We start from the raw sequence: 21,247 nt of genomic DNA, 5'->3' as shown, positions 1-21,247 counted from the left end.
TTTTGCTGTCAACACAAGCTTTGGAGCATAAAAAAAAGCAGCTATAAAAGCTGCTTTTTTGGCGGTGACGACGAGACTCGAACTCGCGACCTCCGGCGTGACAGGCCGGCATTCTAACCAACTGAACTACGCCACCATTTTTCATCTTTTGTCTTTTCAGAACTCCCTTTTCGTGGCTGTTACCGTTCGAAAAGGTGATGCAAATATATACTTTCTTTTTTTTCCTGCAATACAAAAAAAAGATATTTTTTTACTCGTTTCAAACTCGTTGTTTTACAGTGTTTTGCTTGGGGATATTTTTTGAATTTTAACCAGATTCTCTGGATTCAGGCTGGTTTCACCGTTCCATCGGTACGCGAGAAGCGTCTTTTTTCCGACAATGCACCCGTCGAGACAGCAAATATTGGCTTTTATAATGTGCGGACCATTGCCCCGGCAGTAGTGTCCGAAGAAAACAATAGGAGCATCGGGAGGGTAGGGAAGGCTTTCGGGAGTGATTTCCGGGGGAACCGTGTATTCCGGCAGGCTAAATTTACTTTCAAACGAAAGCTCTTCAAATGTTTTGCCTTTGGGGTCTTCCCACCATCGCATTCTGAACGATCGGGGCGAGACTCCTTTGTTATTGATTATTTTCAGATCTCCCGGCATTTTAAACTGAAGCCCCTTGGTTAGAAGCCAGATGTTTTTTGCCAGCTCAGACCCCGGACTTTTGTATATTTTTTTGAAAACTTCCTTTTTGATTTTTCCGGGAGGAAGGTTGTTTTTTACAAATTCTACCGCGAGATCTGACCAACAGGCGTGAACAACCCTGATTCCGTCCAAATCCAGAAAAAGCGGGAGTGTCCGAAGCCAGCGCAAATTGCTTTGCCACTCTTCGGGGGCATCGGCAAACTCGTTAAAGGTTTTCAATCCCGAAAGGAAATTTTTCAGGGGCGGTTTTACCAGCGGATTGCCTTTTTTGTCTTTCAGGTAGGAAATAATAATGTTGACTTCGTGGTTCCCCAGAACAGCCAGCGCGTTTCCGCTTTCCACCATTTTTCTGATAATGCGGATGGTTTTTCTGATTTGAGGCCCGCGATTTATGAAATCCCCCACAAAAACAGCTTTCCGGTCAGGATGAGAATATCCTCCGTCGGTTTTTTCGTAACCCAGTTCCAGTAAAAGTTTTTTCAGAAGCTGGGCATGGCCGTGCACATCTCCAATTATATCGTACATACGCTAAAAATGAACATCTAAAATAAAAAATAGCTGCCAGAAATAACGAGTATTTCAATGGTTATTTTTGAGCTGATTTTGCCTGAAGTGAGCATACAAAGTAATCGATTTTGAATTAGTATTTGATAATGCGCTCCAGTTCCAACTCTGTTTTGTCTGGTTTTACCCGGTAGTAATAGGCTCCTTTTTTTGATTCGGTTGAATTTTTTTGATCCAGCTTTTCCAGTGCCCCCAACGACAACATTTTTTTTCTGAAGTTCCCCGGGTCGAAAGAGCGCTGGTAAATTGCTTCATAAAGTTTGCGCAGTTGCAATAGTGTGAATTTTGAGGGGAGCAGTTCACTGCCTACCAAACTGTGCCCTGCTTTTTGCTGTAGTTTTTTGAGCGACTGCAGAACCATCTCGTTGTGGTCGAAAATGAGGGGCGGCAATTCGTTTACCGGCCACCATTTTGCCCCAAACTCCCGGGTTTTGTTTTTTTTATACCTTTCGATTTTGATGAGCGCAAAGTAAGCAACGCTAATTACCCGTTCGGACGGTTCTCTGTCGGATGCCGAAAATGTGCTTACCTGCTCAAGGAAAATTTCGTTTAAGCCGGTAGTTTCTTTTAAAACCCTGGCCGCAGCTTCGTCTGACGATTCTGCCTGCTGGATGAAGCCTCCCATTAACGACCACTTGCCTTTTTCCGGTTCAAAAGCCCGCGGATAAATAAGCAGTTTCAGTTCCCCCTCCTCGTAACCGAAAATTACACAGTCAACTGCAACCAAAAACCGGGGATGTTGTACGTAAAATTCCATTTTCAGAAAATAATCGTAAATCTAGAAAAGTATTTTTCACTGTTTCGGCTTTTCGGTTTTTTTCTGAAAAAAATCTATAACAGGGCGAAAAAGGCAAAACTCCGGAATTCCATAATCTGTTTAATTCGGTATGTCTGAATTATGGTTCGCCGGAGTTTTGCTTTTTTTTTATTCTTTTCGAAGTCCTTTTGCTGTGCGATCTTCGAGCGGAGGAGCGGGTGTCATTAAATGTTTATTCTCTTTGGTGAGTTTGAGAACCTCTTTTACCACCTTCTCCATTTGCGGGTCACGACCTTTTATCAGCATGTTTGGGTCGTCCCACACTTCGAAATCGGGCGAAACACCTTCTCCTTCCCAGAACCAGTGGCCATCATTGTCGTATAGGCGGGCGCCGGGCACTGTAATGTAGCCGCCGTCGATGAGCTGGTGCTGGCTTGCCGGTCCAACCAAAATGCCAAGCGTGCGTTCGCCAACAATTGGGCCTGCTTTCAGTTCCTGAAATGCCCATGGCAGCCCGTCGCCACCCGAACCTGCCCAGCCGTTAATCAGCATTCCTACCGGGCCGGTGTTCGTTTTAATGGGGTTGGTGTGGTCTTTCCCGTGGCGCCAGTGTAAGTTGTAGGTAACCGGTCGTTGTAGCAGTTCCAGAAAACGGTCGGCCAACTGTCCTCCGCCGTTAAAACGTTCATCCAGGATAAATCCTTTTTTGTGGAGCTGACCGTAAAACATGCGAACCAGTTCCAACTGACCACGCGATGAGGTGTTCGACATGTAAATGTACCCCAACTGTCCGTCAGAAAGTTCATCTACCATTTTTCGGTTATTTTCAATCCACTCCAGGTAACGCAAGTTATTTTCTTGGCCGGCCGACAAACATTTCACTACTACATCCCTGGCATCGGCTTCTTTTCCGGTAGTGCTAACCTGTAGTTTTACGGTTTTGCCTGAAAGGCCTTCAAAAGCAGCATACGGTTCTTTTGTCGGATCAAGCGAAATTCCGTTTACGGATAAAATATAGTCGCCTTCGTTTACTTCCACTCCTGGTTTGTCGAACGGGGAGCGGACTTCGGTGTCCCACTCTGCAGGTTTTACAATTTTTTTAATGCGATATTGTTTCCCGTCCGGTTCCCAGTCAACTCCCAGAAAACCGTTTGACCGGGACGAAGCTCGTTCTGTATCGCCGCCGCCGGCATAGGTATGCCCGGCACTGATTTCAGCCACCAGATTCAGTTGTAAATTTGTAACATCCCATCTGGTACGCGCGTCGTCGAGCAGTTCCCCGTAGCGGTCGCGCAGTGCTTCCCAATCGAGCCCGTGCATATTCGGATCGTAGAAAAAATCGCGGTGCCTGCGCCAGGTGTCCATAAAAATCTGTCGCCACTCCTCTTTGGGAATCAAATCCATTACCAGTCCGTCGGTTGGAATGGGCTTTTCAATTTTTTGTCCGGCAGCCGGTTTTATAATTCCATATTTATTTTGACTGGAAACTATTAGCGATTTGCCATCGGCAGTTGCTGCAGCCCGGCTTACCTGTCCCATCATTTCTTTTTCTTCGCGTTCTTTTAAATCATAAAAATGAAGCGATGAGTGCCGCTCTCCGGAGCCGGTGTTTGGCCTGCGCAAGTACACCAGTTTCCCTTCAAAAGGAATTAGTGCCGAAATATTTCCGGCCTTTGGAGGTAATATGGAAAGACGCGTTTCCAGGTTTTCGAAATCGATTTCTACTTTGTTGTCATTTTCTTTCTCCTTGTTTTCGTCCTTTTCCTGGTCCTTTTTCTTTTTCTCGTCGTCATCCTTCTCCTTATTTTCTGCTTTTATTTCAACCTCATCGTTTTTGGGAGCCAACAGCGAAGGAGTATCTTTTTTTAATGAAAGTGCTGCTATTTCTGTGGAGTTGGGATAAATCCATGTGCCATCGCCAAGAGATGAGTAGGCTGCACTCATGTTTCGGTTGGTGAGGTAGAAAAGGTATTTCCCGTCGGTGCTGAACACCGGGAAGCTGTCGTCGTAAAAACCGGAAGTGACCTGGTGCAGTTGGTTGTCGTCGGTATTAAAAATGCAGATGGCAGCATTTGAATTGTCGAGCCCCTGCGTAAAAGCCAGCCATTTGGAGTCGGGCGACCACGAAAGCGGAAAATTGAAACGCTGGCCGTGCCCAAGGTTCCAGCGGTAGTTCCCGGCCTCGGTAATTTCACCACTCTCCGCATCAATAATCTGGATGGTGTTTGTTTCGTCAATGAATGCGATTTTTTTACTGTTGGGCGACCAGAATAGTTTGTAGCCAAAACCTTTGCCTCGTTGAGTGAGCTGCTTGGCAGGATTTTTCCCGTTGGAGTCTTGCAGGTACATTTCATATTCGCCCGATTTGTCGCTCCAGAAAGCGATGGTTTTTCCATCGGGTGACCATGCCGGGTTCTGGTCAAAAGATCCGCTCGAACGGGTCATGTTCAGCGTGAATCCCTCTTCTGTCGGTGCATTGAACAGTTCTCCCCGCGCTTCGAAGATAACCCGTTTGCCTCCCGGAGAAGCGGTTACGTTTGAAATGCGGCTGCTTACATCTTTGCTGTGCGGCATTTCTACCGATAAATCGCTAATAACATTCACCTTAATTTGTCTCGGTTTTAACGAGGCTAAATCCATCAGATAGAGGTCGCCTCCCATTTCGTAAACCAAATCGTCGGGGCCTGCCGACATAAAAGAGATGTCGAAATTTTTATAGTTGGTAATCTGCCGCATCTCTTTGGTTTTCGTATCGTACTCCCAAATATTGAGGCGCATGTTTTCGTCGCGGTCCGAAAGAAAGTAAATTTTGTTTCCGGCCCAGGCAGGTTGCCCGTCGTTACCGGGGTAATCGGTTATCCGCTCGGCAGTGTTGTTTTTTAAATCGAAAATAGTAATGTCGGAGGCCAGTCCGCCAAGATAACGTTTAAACGGGTAATTTTCGGTTATTTTAGTGATGTAAGCTAATTTGTTTCCGTCGGGCGAAAAACTGGCCAGCTCGCCATAAGGAATTTGAACTTTTTCAGGGAACCCTCCATCTTTGCTGGTCAGGTAGAACTGATTCAATCGTGAAATTCCGTTTTCGCGCGCAGATGCAAAAAACAATTTTTTCCCGTCGGGATGCCAGTCGACCATCCGGTCGGGAAACACATTAAAGGTTATTCTGGTAGGAATGCCTCCTGTTACCGGCATCACAAAAACATCTGAGTTGCCGTTGTAGTTTGCCGTAAAGGCCAGGTGCGTTCCGTCTGGCGAAAAACGCGGCCACGATTCTTCTCCGGGAGAGTTGGTGAGCTGAATTGCTGTTCCTCCATTTTTGTCAACCAGCCAAATGTCGCCTCCGTAAACAAAGGCAATCTGGCTTTCAGAAACATCAGTGTAACGCATCAGTTTTGCGTTAATTTGTCCGTTTGCACTGAACATCAGGAAGAGTGCAGCAGAAAGTAAAAACAGATTTTTCATGCTATTAATGTATTTGTTCCCCGGCTGTTTTGGGGAGGTGTTATTTCAATTACGTTTCAGATGCTGAATTGTTCTGCTCTTTAGTATTGAAATTGGTTTGAAAATTACTGAATCAGGCCGAAAACATGTATTCGTTTGTTTCAGTATATTTTTAGCGAAATGAAAAATTTGGTTTGCTGAGGATGTGTTTATGTGTTCTGTTTAATTTATGGGAGGAAGCTTTAAAAGCAGGTTGACACAAATTCCGATGAGCAAAAAGCCACCCAGAATTTTTGTGTGAAAACTCAATTTGGATTGCGGGGCTTTTCCCCAAAGTATTCCCGCAATTGTTGCCAAAAAAGTGAGCAAGCCGACAACGAGCAGAGTCAGTAATAGTTTTTGACTGAAAAATGCGAAACTAATTCCTACAAGTAACGCATCGATGAGGATGGCCAGAAAAACGCCGGGCAGCATGGTAACCGACAATGATCTGATTTTTCCTTTGTTGTTAAAATGTCTGAGGCTTTCGAAAATCATTTTAATTCCCAGTGCACTCAAAAGTGCCAGCGGAACCCAGCGGTCGTAACTATGAATAAGATCTTCGAACTTATTGCCTGAAACCCAGCCGATGAGGAAAACAGGAGTCTGCAACAGCACCAGAATGAATGCAATTTTCACAGCCTGCCAAAACCGGATTCTTGAAAGTGCTTTTCCGGCGGACATCGATATTTCGAGTATGCCAAGTGAAATGGCAATGGCAATTAATATTAATGTTAAAATACTCATTATCTTTTGCTTGTTTGCATTTGCCGATAAACTGTTTTTAAGGGCAGATTCAGATTTTAATAAGTCCGAAAAATCGGGATTTTGTTTGGAACTCTAACCTATCTTCCCCGAATTTTATCAACCGCTTTTTGTTACTTTTTTACCGGAAGCTGCATTTCTTTTGTGTTGAACAATGCAGCTTCCCGGGTAAAATATTGTAACTCTGTAGTGTTGGCTTCTCAAATGGATTTAAAGAAGCCGGAGTTTTTGACAATGCTGAAACTAACGCGGAGTGCTTTCCTTTGCGTTGTTTTGCACAGCGGCTCCCGGTATTTCTATTTTCTTTACTTCAATTTCAGTTCCTTCAAGTAAATCGTAGTCTACCTCGCCGATAATAACCACTTCGGTTTTGTCGTTGAACGGAGTAGCAGGCAGGTGTTTTTTATCGATTTCCACCCTGATTTTTCCGGTTGAATCCTGGAACCAGTAATTTTCGTCTTTGATTTTTTCTACAATAAAACCTTTTATTTTTACCATTGTGTCTTTTCGATCGAGTTTCAGCGCATTGTCTGAAACCTGTTTTACCGTGTGGTCGGCAGCTTGCGAGCCCGGACCGGTGTACTGTGCGTTTGCATTTCCGAAAAAGCCGGCAAAAAGAACGGCCAACATTGTTTTTTTTACGGCATTAAAAATTGTTTGCTGTTTCATCTGTTTTCTGTTTTAAAATTATTGATGAAACAAAAGTAGAAACCAATTTGGGAGAGATTTTGGAGATTTCCCGTCACCCGAAAAATATGGTGATTTTGTGTATTGCGTTTTTAATTTCGTATTGAATTTTGAAGTTGTAGAGATCGCATATTTCTTTTACAATGGCCAGCCCGATTCCGCTGTTCCCGTTTTCTCCTTTTGAAAATCGCAACAGCAACAACTCCGGGTTTCCGGCATGTGGCGTTCCGCTGTTTTCGATTTCAAGCATATCGGCTGTTAGTTTTATCGAAATAAAACCTTTTTGAATGTTGTGCTTTACCGCGTTTTTTACAAGGTTGTTTGCCAGTACTTCAGCCAGTCCGGCATCCATAAAAACATTGCAGGGTTCGGTGGAATGTGTTAGTTCTATTTCCCGAATGTCGATGGTCTCTTCAAAAAGGCCGAGCACATTGCGGAGCGGCTCTTCAAAGTTTAGGTTTACGTTGTTGCTGAACTCGCGGTTGTTGATTTTGCTAAGCAGCAGCAACGATTTTTGTACCTGCGAAAGCTGGGTTGCTGCCGAATAAATTTTCCGGACGCTCTCCAGTTCTTCCGCATTTCCTTTTGGACTGCTTAAAAGAGCTTCTGCATTTGCTTTGATTACAGCGAGGTGGGTTTGTAATTCGTGTGACGCATTTTCGTTAAACTCCTTGTTGTGGCGGTAATCTTCAGTTGTTTTTTTTAGCAACACATTCAACGTAGAGTTCAGCGCGTTAAATTCGTCGATATCTGACGAAGAGAAACGGGGAACGGGTTCGCTGATTTTGAACCGGGTAATTTTGTGTAAGGTATCGTAAAACGGGTTCCAGATTTTTCCGGTAACGCGGGTTACCGATAAAAACGTGAAAAATACGACAAGAAGGGCCAACCCCGAAATAATCAGAAAGGCTCCGCGTGCGATGTCGTCCCGGCCCAGCAATAAATGTTGAAGCACCAACGTAAAATCGCGGCCGTTGTGGTTAATTGAAAACCAAAGCTGGCGGTAGGGAACCATTTCGTTGTCGCCCGGTTCCAGTATCAGTGTGTCTTTAAAAACAGGCGAATCGTATTTTACATCTTCAATTACTTTTTCCAGTTTATGAAAATCCGGCAAGTCGTTGTACTCTTTGTGGTACTTCACCAAACGTTCCATTTCGTAGGTTAAAAACTCATCAACTTCTTCGTACGCAATAAATTCTATAATGAAGTAAGAAAACAAGCTGCCAATAACAATAATGGGAATTATCCACAGCGAAGTGTATTTGTAGGTTTGTTTAATCAGTTTCATGGGGTGGGGTTGTATCGAGTTTGTATCCAATGCCGTAAACCGCTTTTATGGGAACATTTTTCACGGCAGCCGCAAGTTTTTTCCGAAGGTTTTTAATGTGAGAGTAGATAAAATCGAATGAATCGGCTAAATCCATGTTGTCGCCCCAGATATGTTCGGCAATGCTTTCGCGGGTTAAAACACGATTGGGGTTTGAAAAGAAAAAAAGCAGAATGTCGTATTCGCTTTTGGTGAGTTCGATGTGCCGCCCGTTTGCAAAAACCTGACGGCTGGCGGTGTTTATTGAAATATTATTAAATGAAATGATGTCAGTTCCTGAAAAGTTTCGTCGCCGGAGCAATGCCTTAATGCGGGCCACCAATTCGGCCATGTCAAACGGTTTGGTGATGTAATCGTCGGCACCTAGTTCAAGTCCTTCAATTTTATTACTAAGTGAGTTGCGGGCAGAAATAACAATAATTCCGGTGGACGGATTTTGTTTTTTTGCTTCGCGAATCAGGTCGAGTCCCGAACCATCGGGCAGGTTAATATCTACAATTAAAATATCGTATTGATAAAGGAAAATTTTTTCGTGGGCCGCGCTAAAATCGGTGGCTGTTTCGCACAGGTATTTTTCGGTTTGGAGAGTCTGGGTAATTGCTTCTAAAAGTTTCAGGTTGTCTTCAATAATCAATAACTTCATTGCAATTTTTTTTCAATGGTAAGAAGAAAATCTGGATTAATTCTGGAGAATCAGTTACTTTTGAATAAACAATTTAGCAAATGAAAAACTTGAAACGTTATTACAACCTTCCGGCAGAACCGAAAGATGTGTACAATGCACTGACAAACAAAAATATGTTGGAAATATGGACCGGCGAAGATGCGGTGATGGAAACAACGCCAAACACCGAGTTTTCTTTGTGGGGAGGAAGCATTACCGGTTTAAACCTGGAGTTTGACGAGAACCGGAAGATTGTACAGCAGTGGTTTTTCGGTGAAGAAGAGGAGCCGTCGGTGGTTACAATTGTCCTTCATCCCGATAAAAAGGGAACCAGTATTGAGTTGCGGCAAACCAATATCCCCGAAGAAGCGTTCGAAAATATTTCTGATGGCTGGGATGAAGACTATTTTGGAGCGCTGAGGGAGCTGTTTATCTGAGCCGTGTTTTATTTCCTGTATAATTTGTGTATTTTTGCAGCTTGTTCTTTGGCAAATATTGCCTGTTTTACCGGGGCTGATTGGTTTTGACAGCGGGTAGAAGAGGCAGGTAAGCATGCAGGGTTTTGGTTGTTGACCCTTTAAAATAATGATCAAACCATAATTGGCGAAAATAATTACGCTCTTGCTGCGTAACCGAATCACAGTAGGTTAACTGCTTAATCCCGATGCAAGGCGTTGGGACAAGACATCGCCCGGGTGCTAATGCTTTGAAGCGGCCCGAACCGGCGGTGCAAGTAAATCGAAGCTAGTGGAAATGAGGCTCCGGCATTTCTGCGAAAATTAAGGAGATAAGATAAACGTTGGTGGCCTTGATCCGGTGTTTATTCGAAAATTAAGTCGGGGCTAAGCATGTAGAAAGCTTGTTGCTTCCTCGTTTGGACGCGGGTTCGACTCCCGCCAGCTCCACTAAATGTATTTATTTGTTGCAGGTTGAATGACTGGCGTGCAATGAAGTTATTGCCAGTAAAAAACAGCTTGTAAATTATTCGGCTTTGAAGTTTCCCCTTGCCATATTAACCATATTAATGCCGCTTCGTATAACCCAGAATTTCCGTCGGTTTGTTTAGCCGCTTGGGTTTTCTGTATGTAAAAACCAATATAACTTAATAGATTTAAGCTGGGTCTCGCAGGGTTCGAAAAAAAGATCTGAACTCTGGCCTGGCAAGGAAAAGTTTGAGGTATTTTGGATGAGCGTACGTCTGGATATGAAAACTTCTGGGGTTTACCACATGCTGGTTGCAGTAACTGATAATTTGAATGGTTTTATCGCTACCATCCGGACTGTTTTTTAGGAACCAGAAATACGTTTGACATAATAGTATTTGCTGTAATTTTGAAAAGTTGAACTCATTCAGCAGACTCTCTTCATTATAAAAAAAATATAAATAAAGAGGTTACAGGGGGCAAAGCTTATAACCTCTTTATTGGCAGATAACACTGCCGTTCAGACGAATTTTATATCCGGGTAGGGTGAACCGTTCGCATATTTATTTTCGGACTACCAGCTTTTGAGTTGTTGTACCAATTTGTACAAGATAAACGCCGGGTGTTAGACCGCTTATATCTATTGGAATTTGATTGTCGGTTATAATTGTTTGAAGTACTATCGCTCCTGAAATATTATATAAAACCAGGGAACTGCCTTCCGGCGCATTGACAACGGTAATTTTATGGCTCGCAGGGTTCGGATATAATTCAATACTTCCGGCTTCAATTTTGTCAATTGCCGTCGAGATATCGGTTGTTACCATTAAAGGGTCGCTTGCCGGCGAAGCATTATACGTGGCTGTTTCGGCATAGCGCTGGATGAGCATATACTCTGTGTTATCATCCAACCCTTTAAAAAGAGGAGTGTCTTGCCAGGTTGTTCCGTTGTCGATGCTGTACTCGCACCCTTCCAACACGTTCAGAACAATGCTGCTGTCGGTTTTGCTTGCCAGAGTGGGTGCCGAGGGAGCAGCTTGCTGCGCTTTGTCGGTTACAACGGTCAATGGGGCACTTGCCGGAGAAGCATCGTCTGTATTGGTTTTTGCATAACGTTGCGTTAAGGTATAAGATGTGCCACTTTCCAGTCCATCGAAAAGAACATCGTTTTGCCAGGTTGTCCCACCATCAATACTGTATTCGCAACCTGTTACTGCAATTAGTGTAATACTGCTTTCTGTTTTTGAAGCGAGTGTGGGTGCCGCAGGAGCAGCTTGCTGCGCTTTGTCGGTTACAACGGTCAGAGGGACACTTGCCGGTGACGCATAATCTGAGTTGGTTTCGAAATAACGTTGTACAAACGTATAGGTTGTATTGCTTTCCAATCCATCGAAAAGAACTTCACTTTGCCAGGTTGTACCGCCATCCATACTGTATTCGCAACCTGCCACTGCATTCAAGGTAATACTGCTTTCTGTTTTTGAAGCGAGAGTGGGTGCCGCAGGAGCTGCTTGCTGCGCTTTGTCGGTTACAACGGTCAGTGGTTCACTTACCGGTGACGCATAATCAGTATCGGTTTCGAAATAGCGTTGTACAAACGTATAGGTTGTATTGCTTTCCAATCCATCGAAAAGAACTTCACTTTGCCAGGTTGTACCTCCATTAATACTGTATTCGTAACCTGCCACTGCATTCAAGGTAATACTACTTTCTGTTTTTGAAGCCAGCGTTGGAGCGGCAGGAGCTGCTTGTTGAGCTTTGTCGGTTACAACGGTCAGAGGTTCACTTGCCGGTGATGCATAATCAGTATCGGTTTCGAAATAGCGTTGTACAAACGTATAGGTTGTATTGCTTTCCAGTCCATCGAAAAGAACTTCACTCTGCCAGGTTGTACCTCCATTAATACTGTACTCGCAACCTTCCACTGCATGAAGAGTAATGGTGTTGTATGTTTTACCTGCCAGTGTTGGGGCAGCAGGGGCCGGGCGGTCTGAGATTAGGGCGGTGTATGAAGTTGTAAAAACATTTACGGTATAATTACCACCGTTTAGATATACCATTGACCCGTTACCATCTTTCCATCCGGTGAAACCGGGTGTTGCTTCGTGCTTGGGCAGGTTGACGGATGCTAGATTACCATTATAAGCAAATGCGTTTTTACCAATACTTAGCAGTTGTTCAGAAAGTGTAACGTTTAATAACTTGTTACTACTAAAAGCGGATTCGCCAATGCTCGCCACTGTTTCAGGAAGGGTTATGCTTGTTAGCCAGTTATAAGCAAAAGCCCGGTACTCAATGCTTGTCAGTGAGGACGGAAGTGTTATGCTTGCTATGTTGTTCATTTCAAATGCGTTTGCGCCAATGCTTGTTATGCTGTGCGGAAACACAACACTTATCAGCCCCCTGTTTTCAAACACACCTTGGCCTATTCCGGTAATGGTGATTTCCGTCCCGTTTTTATTTAGGGTTTGGGGTATGGTTAGCTTTGTGCCTTTCAGTATATTGCAACTTACAATACACCCTTCGTTGTCAATTGTTACGTCATCGGCAGTAAGAGTATAGGGTATTATGGCGTAGTAGGGAACATAGAAATTTGATATGGTATAGTTGCCCTCTTCGGTTTTTGTCACCTTTTGCTTATTGCTGTCAATCCATCCTTCGAAACTTGGGGTTGACTCGTGCCTGGACAGGTTAATTGATGTAAGGTTGGTATTGTTGGCGAATGCACTTTCGTCAATGATAATTAATGTTTCCGAAAGAGTTACACTTGTTAACTTGTTATAGGTAAACGCGTAGTCGCAAATGTTTAGTAGTCCGTTAGGAAGCATTACGCTTGTTAAGTCGTTATAGCCGAATGCCCAGCTTCCAATGTTTTGTAATCCTTCGGGAAGCGTAACGCTGGTTAAATGGCAGCTATAAAAAGCCTTATCTCCAATGTTTTTTACTCCTTCGGGGACTACTACACTTGCCATGCTAAGATGCATAAAAACGGCATCGTTAATGCCGGTAATGGCTATATCAACGCCCTCTTTATTGATGGTTTGGGGGATAACGATATTTCCAAATGCGTAGTCTTCGGTATTAAAATCGGTGATATTGCAGGATGTAATCACACCGTTTTCATCCACTGTAATATCGGCAGCTGTGAGGGGGTAGAAGTTAGAATTTATTTGGGCAGTGTAAGAGGTTGAAAAATTGGTTACAGTATAGTTGTTGTCTGTTAGCGGCACCGGCTGTTCCATACCGTTAACCCATCCTGTAAATCCTGGAGTTGCCGCATGTTTGGGCAGGTTCATGGATGCAAAGGAATTATAAGAAAAAGCGTATTTGTCTATAAATGTCAGCGATTCGGGTAACTTTACGCTCGTTAGGCTATTATAATAAAATGCATTTTTCCCGATGCTTGTTAAGCTGTTCGGGAATGTTACTTCTGTTAACTTGTTTCCTGAAAAAGCAAATCCTCCGATACTTATCAGCCCTTCAGGAAGAATTAGGTTTGTTAAGTCGTTATTGGCGAAGGAGCTTTCGCTAATGCTTGTTACACTGTTTGGAAGCGTAATCTCCATGAGCCCCCTGCCACCAAACACACTCAGGCCTATCCCGGTAATGGTGATTTCTGTCCCATTTTTATTTAAAGTTTGTGGTATGTGTAGTTTGGTGCCTGTTAGTGGTTTACAGCTTATAATGCAGCCCTCGTTATCCAGTGTTACGTCGTCGGCAGTAAGGGTATAGGGTACTATTGCAGTGTAAGAGATATCGAAATTGCCAATGGGGTAGTTACCGTCTTCGGTTTTTGCAACTTGCTGCCCGTTACTGTCAATCCATCCTTCAAAACCGGGTGTTGACTCATGTTTGGGCAGGTTAATTGACAAAAGATCATTATTAGAGGCAAATGCTTTTTCTCCAATACTTATAATTGTTTCAGCAAGTGTTACACTCGTTAAGTTGTTAGAGGCAAACGCATGTGATCCAATCTTTAGCACCCCTTCAGGAAACGTTATGCTTGTTAAACTGTTACTCAGGAATGCATTATCGTCAATGTTTATAATGCTATTGGGAAGATTTACACTTACCAGCATCCTTCGGGCAAATTTGTAGCCATTTATGTCGGTAATTGTTTGCCCGTCCAGTATTTGGGGAATGGTTATTTTAGTGCCTTTTAGGGTTTTGCAACTGACTATGTGCCCATTTACCACTTCAACATCATCGTCTGAAAGGGTGTACGGCAATATGGCAGCGTAAGCACGAAAAGTATTGCTTAGGATATAGTTGCCATTTTCGTCTGGTTGCACTTTATCCCCGAAGCCGTCAATCCATCCTTCGAAGCCGGGGGTTGTGGCATGTTTGGGTAATTTGATGGATGTGAGGTTGCTGTTGCCCCAAAATGCACTCTCGCCAATGTACCTCAGTGCCTCAGAAAGTGTTACACTTACCAGCTTATTATTGGCAAATGCATTTTCACCAATACTTATCAAACTATTTGCAAGTTTGAGACTTAATAAGTTTTTGTTACTGAACACATTGTCGGCTATACTGGTAATGGTAATGGCCTGCCCGTTTTTATGTATTGTTTTGGGAATGGTGAGATTAATAAGTAACCCGGGCAATGGCTCACAGCTCGTTATACAGCCATCGTTTATTTCAACTTCTGAGCCGCCAAGTGTGTAGGAAGTTGGCAGTTGTGCATTAACGGCTGTTACAGCCATTATAAATGCGAAGAAAAGTAAAATATGTTTCATTATTATTTAAGGTTTAAAGTTTTTGCGTTTCGAAGTTCGGTAGCCTATGTTCTGTATGCGGTTTTTCCCGGTATTCTTTGTTATCACTGATATGTGGTGACCGTTCGGAGCGCTTTACGCCCGCATTCTAATTTTATTCAATTTTTATCAAAACCGGTAAATGAAAATTACCCTGAATACGGGCAAAGTGGAACAATAGAAACGGGTGTTTAGCGAATGATTTTAACATTATTCTGACAATTAAAAGATGAACACTAAAATAGATAGCCCTTCTGCTTTTTGGGTGGTAGGATTAACAAATAATTAGGGTTGAAACAACAAAAATGCGGGGTGGAAACAGCAAATACAGGCGGTAGAAGCAGCAATGCCCTGAGCTTCTGTAAGTATGATTTTAGAAGGAAAGAAAAACAGGAGACATGCTTTGTCAATTTGCCTGCTCACTTTGAGATGGGAATACCGAAACGACGAACCCGGAAATCAAGCGGCGGATTCTTACTTATCATCTCCAGTGGAAATGAGGATATTCATGCCATTTTAATGTGCTGGCCAACGCAGAAACTTTTTCAGAGTTCTGCTGCCAGCTTTTGTTTCGGATTTGGCGCTGAAAGAAAGCCCGGCTTTTCTTACATCACTAATTTTCCGTGTTTCGTTTTTTGGCAAGTTCTCGTTTTCTCCAAACCAGAGCCGAGCTTCCCGTTATTTTTACAAATTGCTTGTTAAAGTTGCTGCTGTCGGTATAACCTGCCAGTCCTGCTACTTCAACCACCAGCATTTCCGGATGGGTCAACAGTAATTTTTTGGCTTTGTCGATTTTTAGGTGGTTAATCCAGGAGCGAAACGATTGCTGTTCTACCTGGTTAATGTATGCGGACAGATACGTTCGGTTGGTGCTTAGTTCAGTGGAGAGGTCTTCAATGGTAAGTCCCTGTTGTGTGAATCGTTCCTGAAGAACCCAACGGGTGAGTGCTTCTCCTATCATTTCAGCTTGTTTCTTTTTGTCATTGTTGTTTTCCGGTAAAATTTCGTGTGGATTTTCAGTAGTATCCAGTGGCTCAATAATTTTGTAACGGTAGGAATAGTTGATAAAACCTATCCCGAAATACGAATAAAGCAGAACGAAACAAAAAATGAAGAGGGAATAAAAAAAATCGCTTTCCGGAAGTATAAGCAACACCAGCAACATTAACCCTACGGTAAACATGCCAAAGAAGGAGTAGTAGATCCAGCGCAGGCGCAGGGATTCTTCCCCGGAATAATAGTTGTCTGCCCTGTTGAAACATGCACGGTATTCTTTTAGAAATAAAACCAGGTAACGAATGAGTAGCGACACGTAATACCCCAAAAATAAGAAGAAACTTATTTGGAAGGCAGCCGTATTGGCGGCCCAAATATAGCTTGTCAGCAAGGCAACAATGAAGACTGAAATTGGTGCAATCTCCCAAAGTATTTTTTTGCGGCTCACAAAATGGGTGTTGAAGAGGGAAATAAAAGTGTAGGTAAAAAACAGGGCTTGCAAAGAACCTACAATAAGTTTGATTGATTTTGAAAGCGGATAACTGATGTCTGGATTATGAAAAATAATTTCGACCAGATAAAGTAAGGATAGCCCCAGGTATGCAGATGCCGCTGTTTTTCGGGCAATCCGGTATCCTTTTAAAAACGTACTTTGGGGGATATACAGAAAGAGAAAACAGAGGCCTAAAACCAATGCTCCGCCGCTGGCCAGTGCCGTTACGATAAAGTATATTTTATCAATCATTTTTTCATTTTTTCGAGGCTATGACAAAATTAAAAATAACCCGTAAATATATAGCAGAAGTGATGGTGACTCTCATAACTTCTTTTCTTTATGTGGACTCGAAGTATATTGAGCTTTTTAAGACTTGACTATCTCTCGTTTAATAAAAATGGCTACTCCAAGAAACAGTGCTACACCACCACTAACATTGCATAAATTTTTTGTAGCCAGAATACGACTCATTTCTGTCTTCTCTTAAAATTCTTGTTTAACAATAAGGGATTACTCTTTTCATCCGCAATAAAACTAGGGCCGATCCGACCTTTTGCATCTGACTAAATTAATCGGTTTCTTCTGTGCCCGGTTATTGTTCGTTGTAAAACAACTTCTTCGTTTTTGTGATTCTCCAATAGTATAATAGTTCTGCTTTTTTATCTGATTTTTTGTAGTCAAAATTGTTTGACCAAGACATTACATAACAGTTATTTGAAATAGCTACAACGCTGTCCTGTGATGTTGCTATTTTCTTCAGCGCCATTCGTTCACATCTGTTTTTTCCTATTCCTTTTGTGTCTGAAAACGTGAAAATTGCTAGAACCAATACAATAAATGTGTAGTATCGGGCTTTCCTCCTTTCTTTCAGATTGTTAATAAGGTAGTATGTAGTAGCCCCAAAATAGAACATTAGTGCAACTGTGACGGGCAAAATAGTGTCGTACCGGATTATTCTGGCTCTATATGGTCGGTACCCGCCAAAAGGTAATAGAATGATGTATATAAAAGCAAATACTCCTATCCATTTGAACACGTTGATGAATTTGACACTCTCCTGTGGATTCAGCTTTCTGATTAGGAAAATGTTTATTGCAATTGTTGTTAGTAATAAAGGAATTCCCAAAGAATGAAATAGCTGCGAGAATATTCCTTCTGGTAATTTGAGAAACCTTGCTAATACCGGAATCGTTTCAGATTGGTAATTGGAATCATAAAAACCAAGAACCAATGAATATAAACTCCATAAGCTTGCAGGAATAAGTACAATGTACATTACGCTTGGCACTTTTTTTAAATAGGATCCGACACCAGATTGCCTCCAATAGTAAATTAAGACGAGAAAAGTTATTATCACAATTAATGCCGGTATGAGCGGGCCACTAAAAGGTAGTATGATTATTAACGGGACAAGATACAGATAAGCGGTATTTCTGATTTTTTTGTTACGAATGACGTGATTAAAAACCGGAGATAAAAACAGCATTAAAGCTACTATCGGAATGGAATAAAAAAAGTTGTATGCTATAGATTGGTCGATAATTCCCATTCTGCTCCAATAGCCGTATACCTGAAATAGAGGTGTTATTATTACGGCAGCTGTTATAAACTCTCTGCTAAATATTTTCGTTTTGCCACTGATGAACGCCGACAGAAAAAAGATAAAAAATACCTGTACAATAACTTTTATTATTGCGCAGGATAAATAAGCTGAAGAAATGGGGCTTACAAAATGCTGCAGCCACAGCGGCACGTTTTTGAAATACTCTGAAAAGAAGTAATGTGAAAAAAATCTATTTGGATTAACCCCTTTTTCACCAGTAATGATTTTTTCAAAACCAAACGGGTCATCAAAAATGCTTCGAACATCTTTGTCCGGCAGAATTCCGTTTTCTAAATCTCCATATAGAGGTGTGTTGTAATGCTGAACAAAAGAAAAAGAAAGGTCGGCTAGTAGAAACAGAATAAACAGCGTTTGTATCCACCTTTTATGTTTTATGGGAATTGAGTTCATCTTTTTAGGGTTAATCACTATTCGCGAATAATTGGGCGCTTCAGTGTTTTTGGTTTTAGGTGTTGTTTTATTTAAATCGGCATTTTTAGTGGAACCAATACAATTGCTATCGTCGCATAATTACAGGTGATAAAACTGTTTCTCAATATTTCGTGTGTTCTAAATGGTAAAAGAGCACTTAATTAGTCCCTTAAAAATAGAAAAAAAATACCGGGGACTGCAATCCTCGGTATTAACTTTTTTCGGCAAATAAAATAGTGCTATTTTGTTGACGCCTATATATTTTGCTGAGCTTTATTTGCAGCGAAAACCAATTATAGGTAACCAATAATTTTATCCATCCGTTCGGAAATTTCTTTTAGCCGGGTTTTGTCCCCGCCACTAACCTCTGCTGTAATCCACCCACCTTTGTAGTTGATGTTTTTTACAGCCTGCATTACAACCGGCCAGTTGTTATCGCCTTCCGTTAGCTTAACCTGAAATCCTTTTCGTAAACCTTCTTCGTTCATCAATTTTCGGCTGAACTCTTTTACATGCAGTTTCATTATTCGGGAATTCAGGGTTTGAATCCAATGTTCAGGCCAGCCGTAACGCAAAATGTTACCCACGTCAAAATACCATCCAACCAGAGGATGGTTAATTTCGTCGACAAAACGTTTGGCTTCTATGGGACTTAGCAGAAAGTTGTTCCATACGTTTTCCAGGGCAATCTGAACTCCGGTTTTTTCGGCATAAGGAATGAGTTCCCTAATGGAGTTCATTGCCGTATAATATGCCTGTTCGTAGGGAATTTTTTCATTAACAACTCCCGGAACAACCAGAACCGTGTCTGCATCAAAATCTTTTGCATCTAGTAACGATTGTGCAACCGACTGAATACATTGCTGCCTCACTTCCGGATTCGGGTCGGAAAGCGGTTTGCGCCAGTGGTCGCTGTTAACAACGCTTGGCAGTTCTATTCCCGAAATCTCTTTCGCTTTCAGAATTTCTGATTTGTTAAGGTCGGTAGGGCTGTTCAGTTCTATACCGTCAAATCCCAGATCTTTCACCAGTTTAAACTTATCAACAAGGGACAACTCTTCCTTAATCATTCCAAAGCCCAGTCCTTTTTTTAAGGGCATTTTGGCAGTTTCGTTGCTTCTTGAATTTGCCGATGAAACAAAAGGAGAAACTATTGCCGATGCCCCTGCAATGAGGGAAGCCGACCTGATGAAATTTTTTCTGTTCATTTTCTGGTTTTATAGTTTTTTTGAAAATTCTCTTAACCATTCACGCAAAGGAGCTCCAATCTCTTCGTGTTCCAGCCCGTAAATAATATTGGTTTTCAGAAAGTCGAGTTTGTTCCCGATATCGTATCGGGTGCCCTGAAACTGCAAACCATACATTGCGTATTTTTTTACCATTTCTCTCATGGCATCGGTAAGCTGTATTTCGTTGTTCTTTCCCGGTTTTGTTTCGTCAAGGTAATCGAAAATCTCAGGCGTAAAAACATACCTGCTTGCAATTGCCAGGTTGGAAGGCGCTTCTTCTTTTGCCGGTTTTTCAATAAAATCTTCTGCAATCAGAACATTGTTTTCCAGTTTTTTACCCTGAATAACGCCGTAGCGATGAACATTTTCGGGCGGTACTTCTTCGAGAGCCACAACCGAACTTTTGTAGCGGTCGTAAACATCAATAAGTTGCTTTGTAATTGGTGCACCTTTTCCGCTGATGAGCGTGTCTCCGAGTAGCACGGCAAATGGTTCGCGGCCCACGTGGTACCGGGCATAACTGATGGCGTCTCCCAATCCGTTCATCTCTTTCTGCCAAATGAAATGAATGTTTGCCAGGTTCGATATTTTTTTGATTTGCTCCAGTAATCCGAGCTGTTTTTTTGCAATAAGAGATTCTTCCAGTTGCGGGCTGCGGTCGAAATGTTCTTCAATTGCCCGTTTCCCTTTTCCAATTATCATCAGAATGTCTGTAATTCCGCTTGCCACTGCTTCCTCTACCACATATTGAATAACCGGGGTATCCACGATTGGAATCATTTCTTTGGGTTGAGATTTTGTGATGGGTAAGAATCGTGTTCCCCATCCGGCGGCAGGAATTACTGCTTTTTTTATCATTTTAAAATTAGTTTACAATGTTGGGTTTTATCACTTCAATATCTTTTTTTGCCAGAGCTTCGGCCAGTTTGTTATACATCTGCTCGTCTTTGTATGTGCCGATAATTGCTCCTCCCGAACCCGTAAATTTTGCCGAAGCACCAACAGAACGAGCCGCTTCCACCATTTCTATGTTTCCTTTGGTAATGGCAATAAGGCTGCGGCGTAAATCAAAATTGGCATCTATCAGTTGATGCATGGTTTTGCAATCGTGTGATTTTAGTGCTTCCCGGAAGTTTTCGGTGTACCCGGCCCATTTTCCCATGGCATCAAGTACTTTTTGTTCGCCAATGTTGAACCGTGCCCGCAGGTTGTTGTGAAGTACTTCGGTACCTTCTGACAGGTTTTTTCTAAATGCGATGTACATATTCGGAAACTGTGATGCATCTAAAACTTCGTAGTTTCCAAACCCCTGTTTTTGCATGGTTTCTTTGTCGAAATCCATATAAACAGGCTGGCCGTATGCTTGTACAACTCTGTCTTGCAGTCCGGCAGCAATGCCCAGCTCTTTGTCTTCAACACTAAGCACCAGATTGGCAAGGATAGGGTGGGGAATTGCTACGCCGTAAAACGAAATCAACGCTTTCATACATGCGGTGATTATGGCGCTGCTTCCTGCAAGGCCCAGGCGTAACGGAATGTTGGAGTCGTACCTGATTGTGAAATTTCGTTTATCCAACTGAATGTGGCATTCCTGGCAGTAATCGTAAAAAACTTTTATGGTGGCTTTTAACAGCCTGATTCCACCGTAATAGCCAGAGCTGTTAACGTTTTCTACCAGTTCCTTAATGCTGCTGAAACTGGTTTTGTCAAGCCGCTGTGGCTGAATATCAAGCTCTGGAGTTTGGTAGAGCTGAACTTTTGCCTGAAAATTTGAGAAAAGAAAGGCAATGGTTTTCCCGAAATATCCGTCAGACGGGTTTCCGATAACCGCTGCCCTTGGGTAGCAAAAAGTTTCAATAATCATTTTTGTTGATTTT

14 protein-coding genes, 1 tRNA gene and 1 other RNA gene are annotated in these 21,247 nt (G+C 42.4%); 2 read left to right on the top strand and 14 right to left on the bottom strand.

The window, feature by feature from the left end; translation table 11 throughout:
- Positions 1–59: 59 nt before the first annotated feature.
- The 8 genes from BUB08_RS06785 to BUB08_RS06750 all read right to left on the bottom strand — a co-directional run bounded on the left by BUB08_RS06785 (position 60) and on the right by BUB08_RS06750 (position 8,913).
- Positions 60–136: transfer RNA gene (locus BUB08_RS06785), tRNA-Asp, on the bottom strand.
- 137 nt (positions 137–273) lie between these two features.
- Positions 274–1,215: a metallophosphoesterase gene (locus BUB08_RS06780; RefSeq protein ID WP_073000162.1), complete on the bottom strand. Its 942-nt coding sequence runs from the start codon at positions 1,213–1,215 to the stop codon at positions 274–276.
- Between the two features lie 115 nt (positions 1,216–1,330).
- Positions 1,331–2,011 (bottom strand): NUDIX hydrolase, encoded by a 681-nt coding sequence (locus tag BUB08_RS06775; RefSeq protein ID WP_073000159.1) that lies wholly within the window; start codon positions 2,009–2,011, stop codon positions 1,331–1,333.
- A 168-nt stretch (positions 2,012–2,179) separates the two neighbouring features.
- Positions 2,180–5,473: a S41 family peptidase gene (locus BUB08_RS06770; RefSeq protein ID WP_073000158.1), complete on the bottom strand. Its 3,294-nt coding sequence runs from the start codon at positions 5,471–5,473 to the stop codon at positions 2,180–2,182.
- A gap of 201 nt (positions 5,474–5,674) precedes the next feature.
- Positions 5,675–6,238 carry a manganese efflux pump MntP gene (locus tag BUB08_RS06765; RefSeq protein WP_083570628.1) on the bottom strand — a complete coding sequence of 188 codons (564 nt, stop codon included), beginning with the start codon at positions 6,236–6,238 and terminating at the stop codon, positions 5,675–5,677.
- A gap of 261 nt (positions 6,239–6,499) precedes the next feature.
- On the bottom strand, positions 6,500–6,925 hold the full coding sequence (locus BUB08_RS06760; RefSeq protein WP_073000154.1) for a NirD/YgiW/YdeI family stress tolerance protein: 426 nt from the start codon (positions 6,923–6,925) through the stop codon (positions 6,500–6,502).
- Positions 6,926–6,998: 73 nt separating this feature from the next.
- Positions 6,999–8,231 (bottom strand): sensor histidine kinase, encoded by a 1,233-nt coding sequence (locus tag BUB08_RS06755; RefSeq protein WP_073000152.1) that lies wholly within the window; start codon positions 8,229–8,231, stop codon positions 6,999–7,001.
- Positions 8,218–8,913: a response regulator transcription factor gene (locus BUB08_RS06750; protein ID WP_073000150.1), complete on the bottom strand. Its 696-nt coding sequence runs from the start codon at positions 8,911–8,913 to the stop codon at positions 8,218–8,220. The genes BUB08_RS06755 and BUB08_RS06750 overlap by 14 nt, the downstream gene beginning before the upstream one ends.
- 80 nt (positions 8,914–8,993) lie before the next feature.
- On the opposite strand from BUB08_RS06750, the gene BUB08_RS06745 reads away from it, so the two are divergent.
- Together BUB08_RS06745 and ssrA are read left to right on the top strand one after the other, a co-directional pair.
- Positions 8,994–9,371: an SRPBCC domain-containing protein gene (locus BUB08_RS06745; RefSeq protein WP_073000148.1), complete on the top strand. Its 378-nt coding sequence runs from the start codon at positions 8,994–8,996 to the stop codon at positions 9,369–9,371.
- A gap of 72 nt (positions 9,372–9,443) precedes the next feature.
- Positions 9,444–9,842, top strand: a transfer-messenger RNA (tmRNA) gene (gene ssrA / locus BUB08_RS06740).
- Positions 9,843–10,420: 578 nt separating this feature from the next.
- On the opposite strand, the gene BUB08_RS06735 is transcribed toward ssrA, so the two are convergent.
- The 6 genes from BUB08_RS06735 to BUB08_RS06710 form a co-directional block, all read right to left on the bottom strand.
- Positions 10,421–14,596, bottom strand: a complete 4,176-nt coding sequence (locus tag BUB08_RS06735) for a leucine-rich repeat domain-containing protein (RefSeq protein WP_083570627.1) — start codon at positions 14,594–14,596, stop codon at positions 10,421–10,423.
- 631 nt (positions 14,597–15,227) lie between these two features.
- Positions 15,228–16,355, bottom strand: coding sequence for a helix-turn-helix domain-containing protein (locus BUB08_RS06730; RefSeq protein ID WP_073000145.1), 1,128 nt, complete (start codon positions 16,353–16,355; stop codon positions 15,228–15,230).
- A gap of 343 nt (positions 16,356–16,698) precedes the next feature.
- On the bottom strand, positions 16,699–18,120 hold the full coding sequence (locus BUB08_RS06725) for a hypothetical protein (protein ID WP_073000143.1): 1,422 nt from the start codon (positions 18,118–18,120) through the stop codon (positions 16,699–16,701).
- A gap of 314 nt (positions 18,121–18,434) precedes the next feature.
- Positions 18,435–19,349, bottom strand: a complete 915-nt coding sequence (locus tag BUB08_RS06720) for a sugar phosphate isomerase/epimerase family protein (protein WP_073000141.1) — start codon at positions 19,347–19,349, stop codon at positions 18,435–18,437.
- Between the two features lie 9 nt (positions 19,350–19,358).
- Positions 19,359–20,228, bottom strand: coding sequence for a UTP--glucose-1-phosphate uridylyltransferase GalU (galU, locus tag BUB08_RS06715; protein WP_073000139.1), 870 nt, complete (start codon positions 20,226–20,228; stop codon positions 19,359–19,361).
- A gap of 7 nt (positions 20,229–20,235) precedes the next feature.
- Positions 20,236–21,234 (bottom strand): mevalonate kinase family protein, encoded by a 999-nt coding sequence (locus BUB08_RS06710; protein ID WP_073000138.1) that lies wholly within the window; start codon positions 21,232–21,234, stop codon positions 20,236–20,238.
- Between the last annotated feature and the right edge of the window lie 13 nt (positions 21,235–21,247).

Origin of the sequence: Mariniphaga anaerophila, assembly GCF_900129025.1 — a bacterium.
GTDB lineage: Bacteria > Bacteroidota > Bacteroidia > Bacteroidales > Prolixibacteraceae > Mariniphaga > Mariniphaga anaerophila.
This window is presented reverse-complemented; position numbering and strand designations above follow the sequence as displayed.

Coding starts and splice junctions, on each gene's coding strand:
- BUB08_RS06770 (WP_073000158.1), bottom strand. CDS start 5,473: ATGAAAAATCTGTTTTTACTTTCTGCTGCACTCTTCCTGATGTTCAGT.
- BUB08_RS06730 (WP_073000145.1), bottom strand. CDS start 16,355: ATGATTGATAAAATATACTTTATCGTAACGGCACTGGCCAGCGGCGGA.
- BUB08_RS06760 (WP_073000154.1), bottom strand. CDS start 6,925: ATGAAACAGCAAACAATTTTTAATGCCGTAAAAAAAACAATGTTGGCC.
- BUB08_RS06765 (WP_083570628.1), bottom strand. CDS start 6,238: ATGAGTATTTTAACATTAATATTAATTGCCATTGCCATTTCACTTGGC.
- BUB08_RS06720 (WP_073000141.1), bottom strand. CDS start 19,349: ATGAACAGAAAAAATTTCATCAGGTCGGCTTCCCTCATTGCAGGGGCA.
- BUB08_RS06775 (WP_073000159.1), bottom strand. CDS start 2,011: ATGGAATTTTACGTACAACATCCCCGGTTTTTGGTTGCAGTTGACTGT.
- BUB08_RS06725 (WP_073000143.1), bottom strand. CDS start 18,120: ATGAACTCAATTCCCATAAAACATAAAAGGTGGATACAAACGCTGTTT.
- galU (WP_073000139.1), bottom strand. CDS start 20,228: ATGATAAAAAAAGCAGTAATTCCTGCCGCCGGATGGGGAACACGATTC.
- BUB08_RS06780 (WP_073000162.1), bottom strand. CDS start 1,215: ATGTACGATATAATTGGAGATGTGCACGGCCATGCCCAGCTTCTGAAA.
- BUB08_RS06710 (WP_073000138.1), bottom strand. CDS start 21,234: ATGATTATTGAAACTTTTTGCTACCCAAGGGCAGCGGTTATCGGAAAC.
- BUB08_RS06755 (WP_073000152.1), bottom strand. CDS start 8,231: ATGAAACTGATTAAACAAACCTACAAATACACTTCGCTGTGGATAATT.
- BUB08_RS06735 (WP_083570627.1), bottom strand. CDS start 14,596: ATGAAACATATTTTACTTTTCTTCGCATTTATAATGGCTGTAACAGCC.
- BUB08_RS06750 (WP_073000150.1), bottom strand. CDS start 8,913: ATGAAGTTATTGATTATTGAAGACAACCTGAAACTTTTAGAAGCAATT.
- BUB08_RS06745 (WP_073000148.1), top strand. CDS start 8,994: ATGAAAAACTTGAAACGTTATTACAACCTTCCGGCAGAACCGAAAGAT.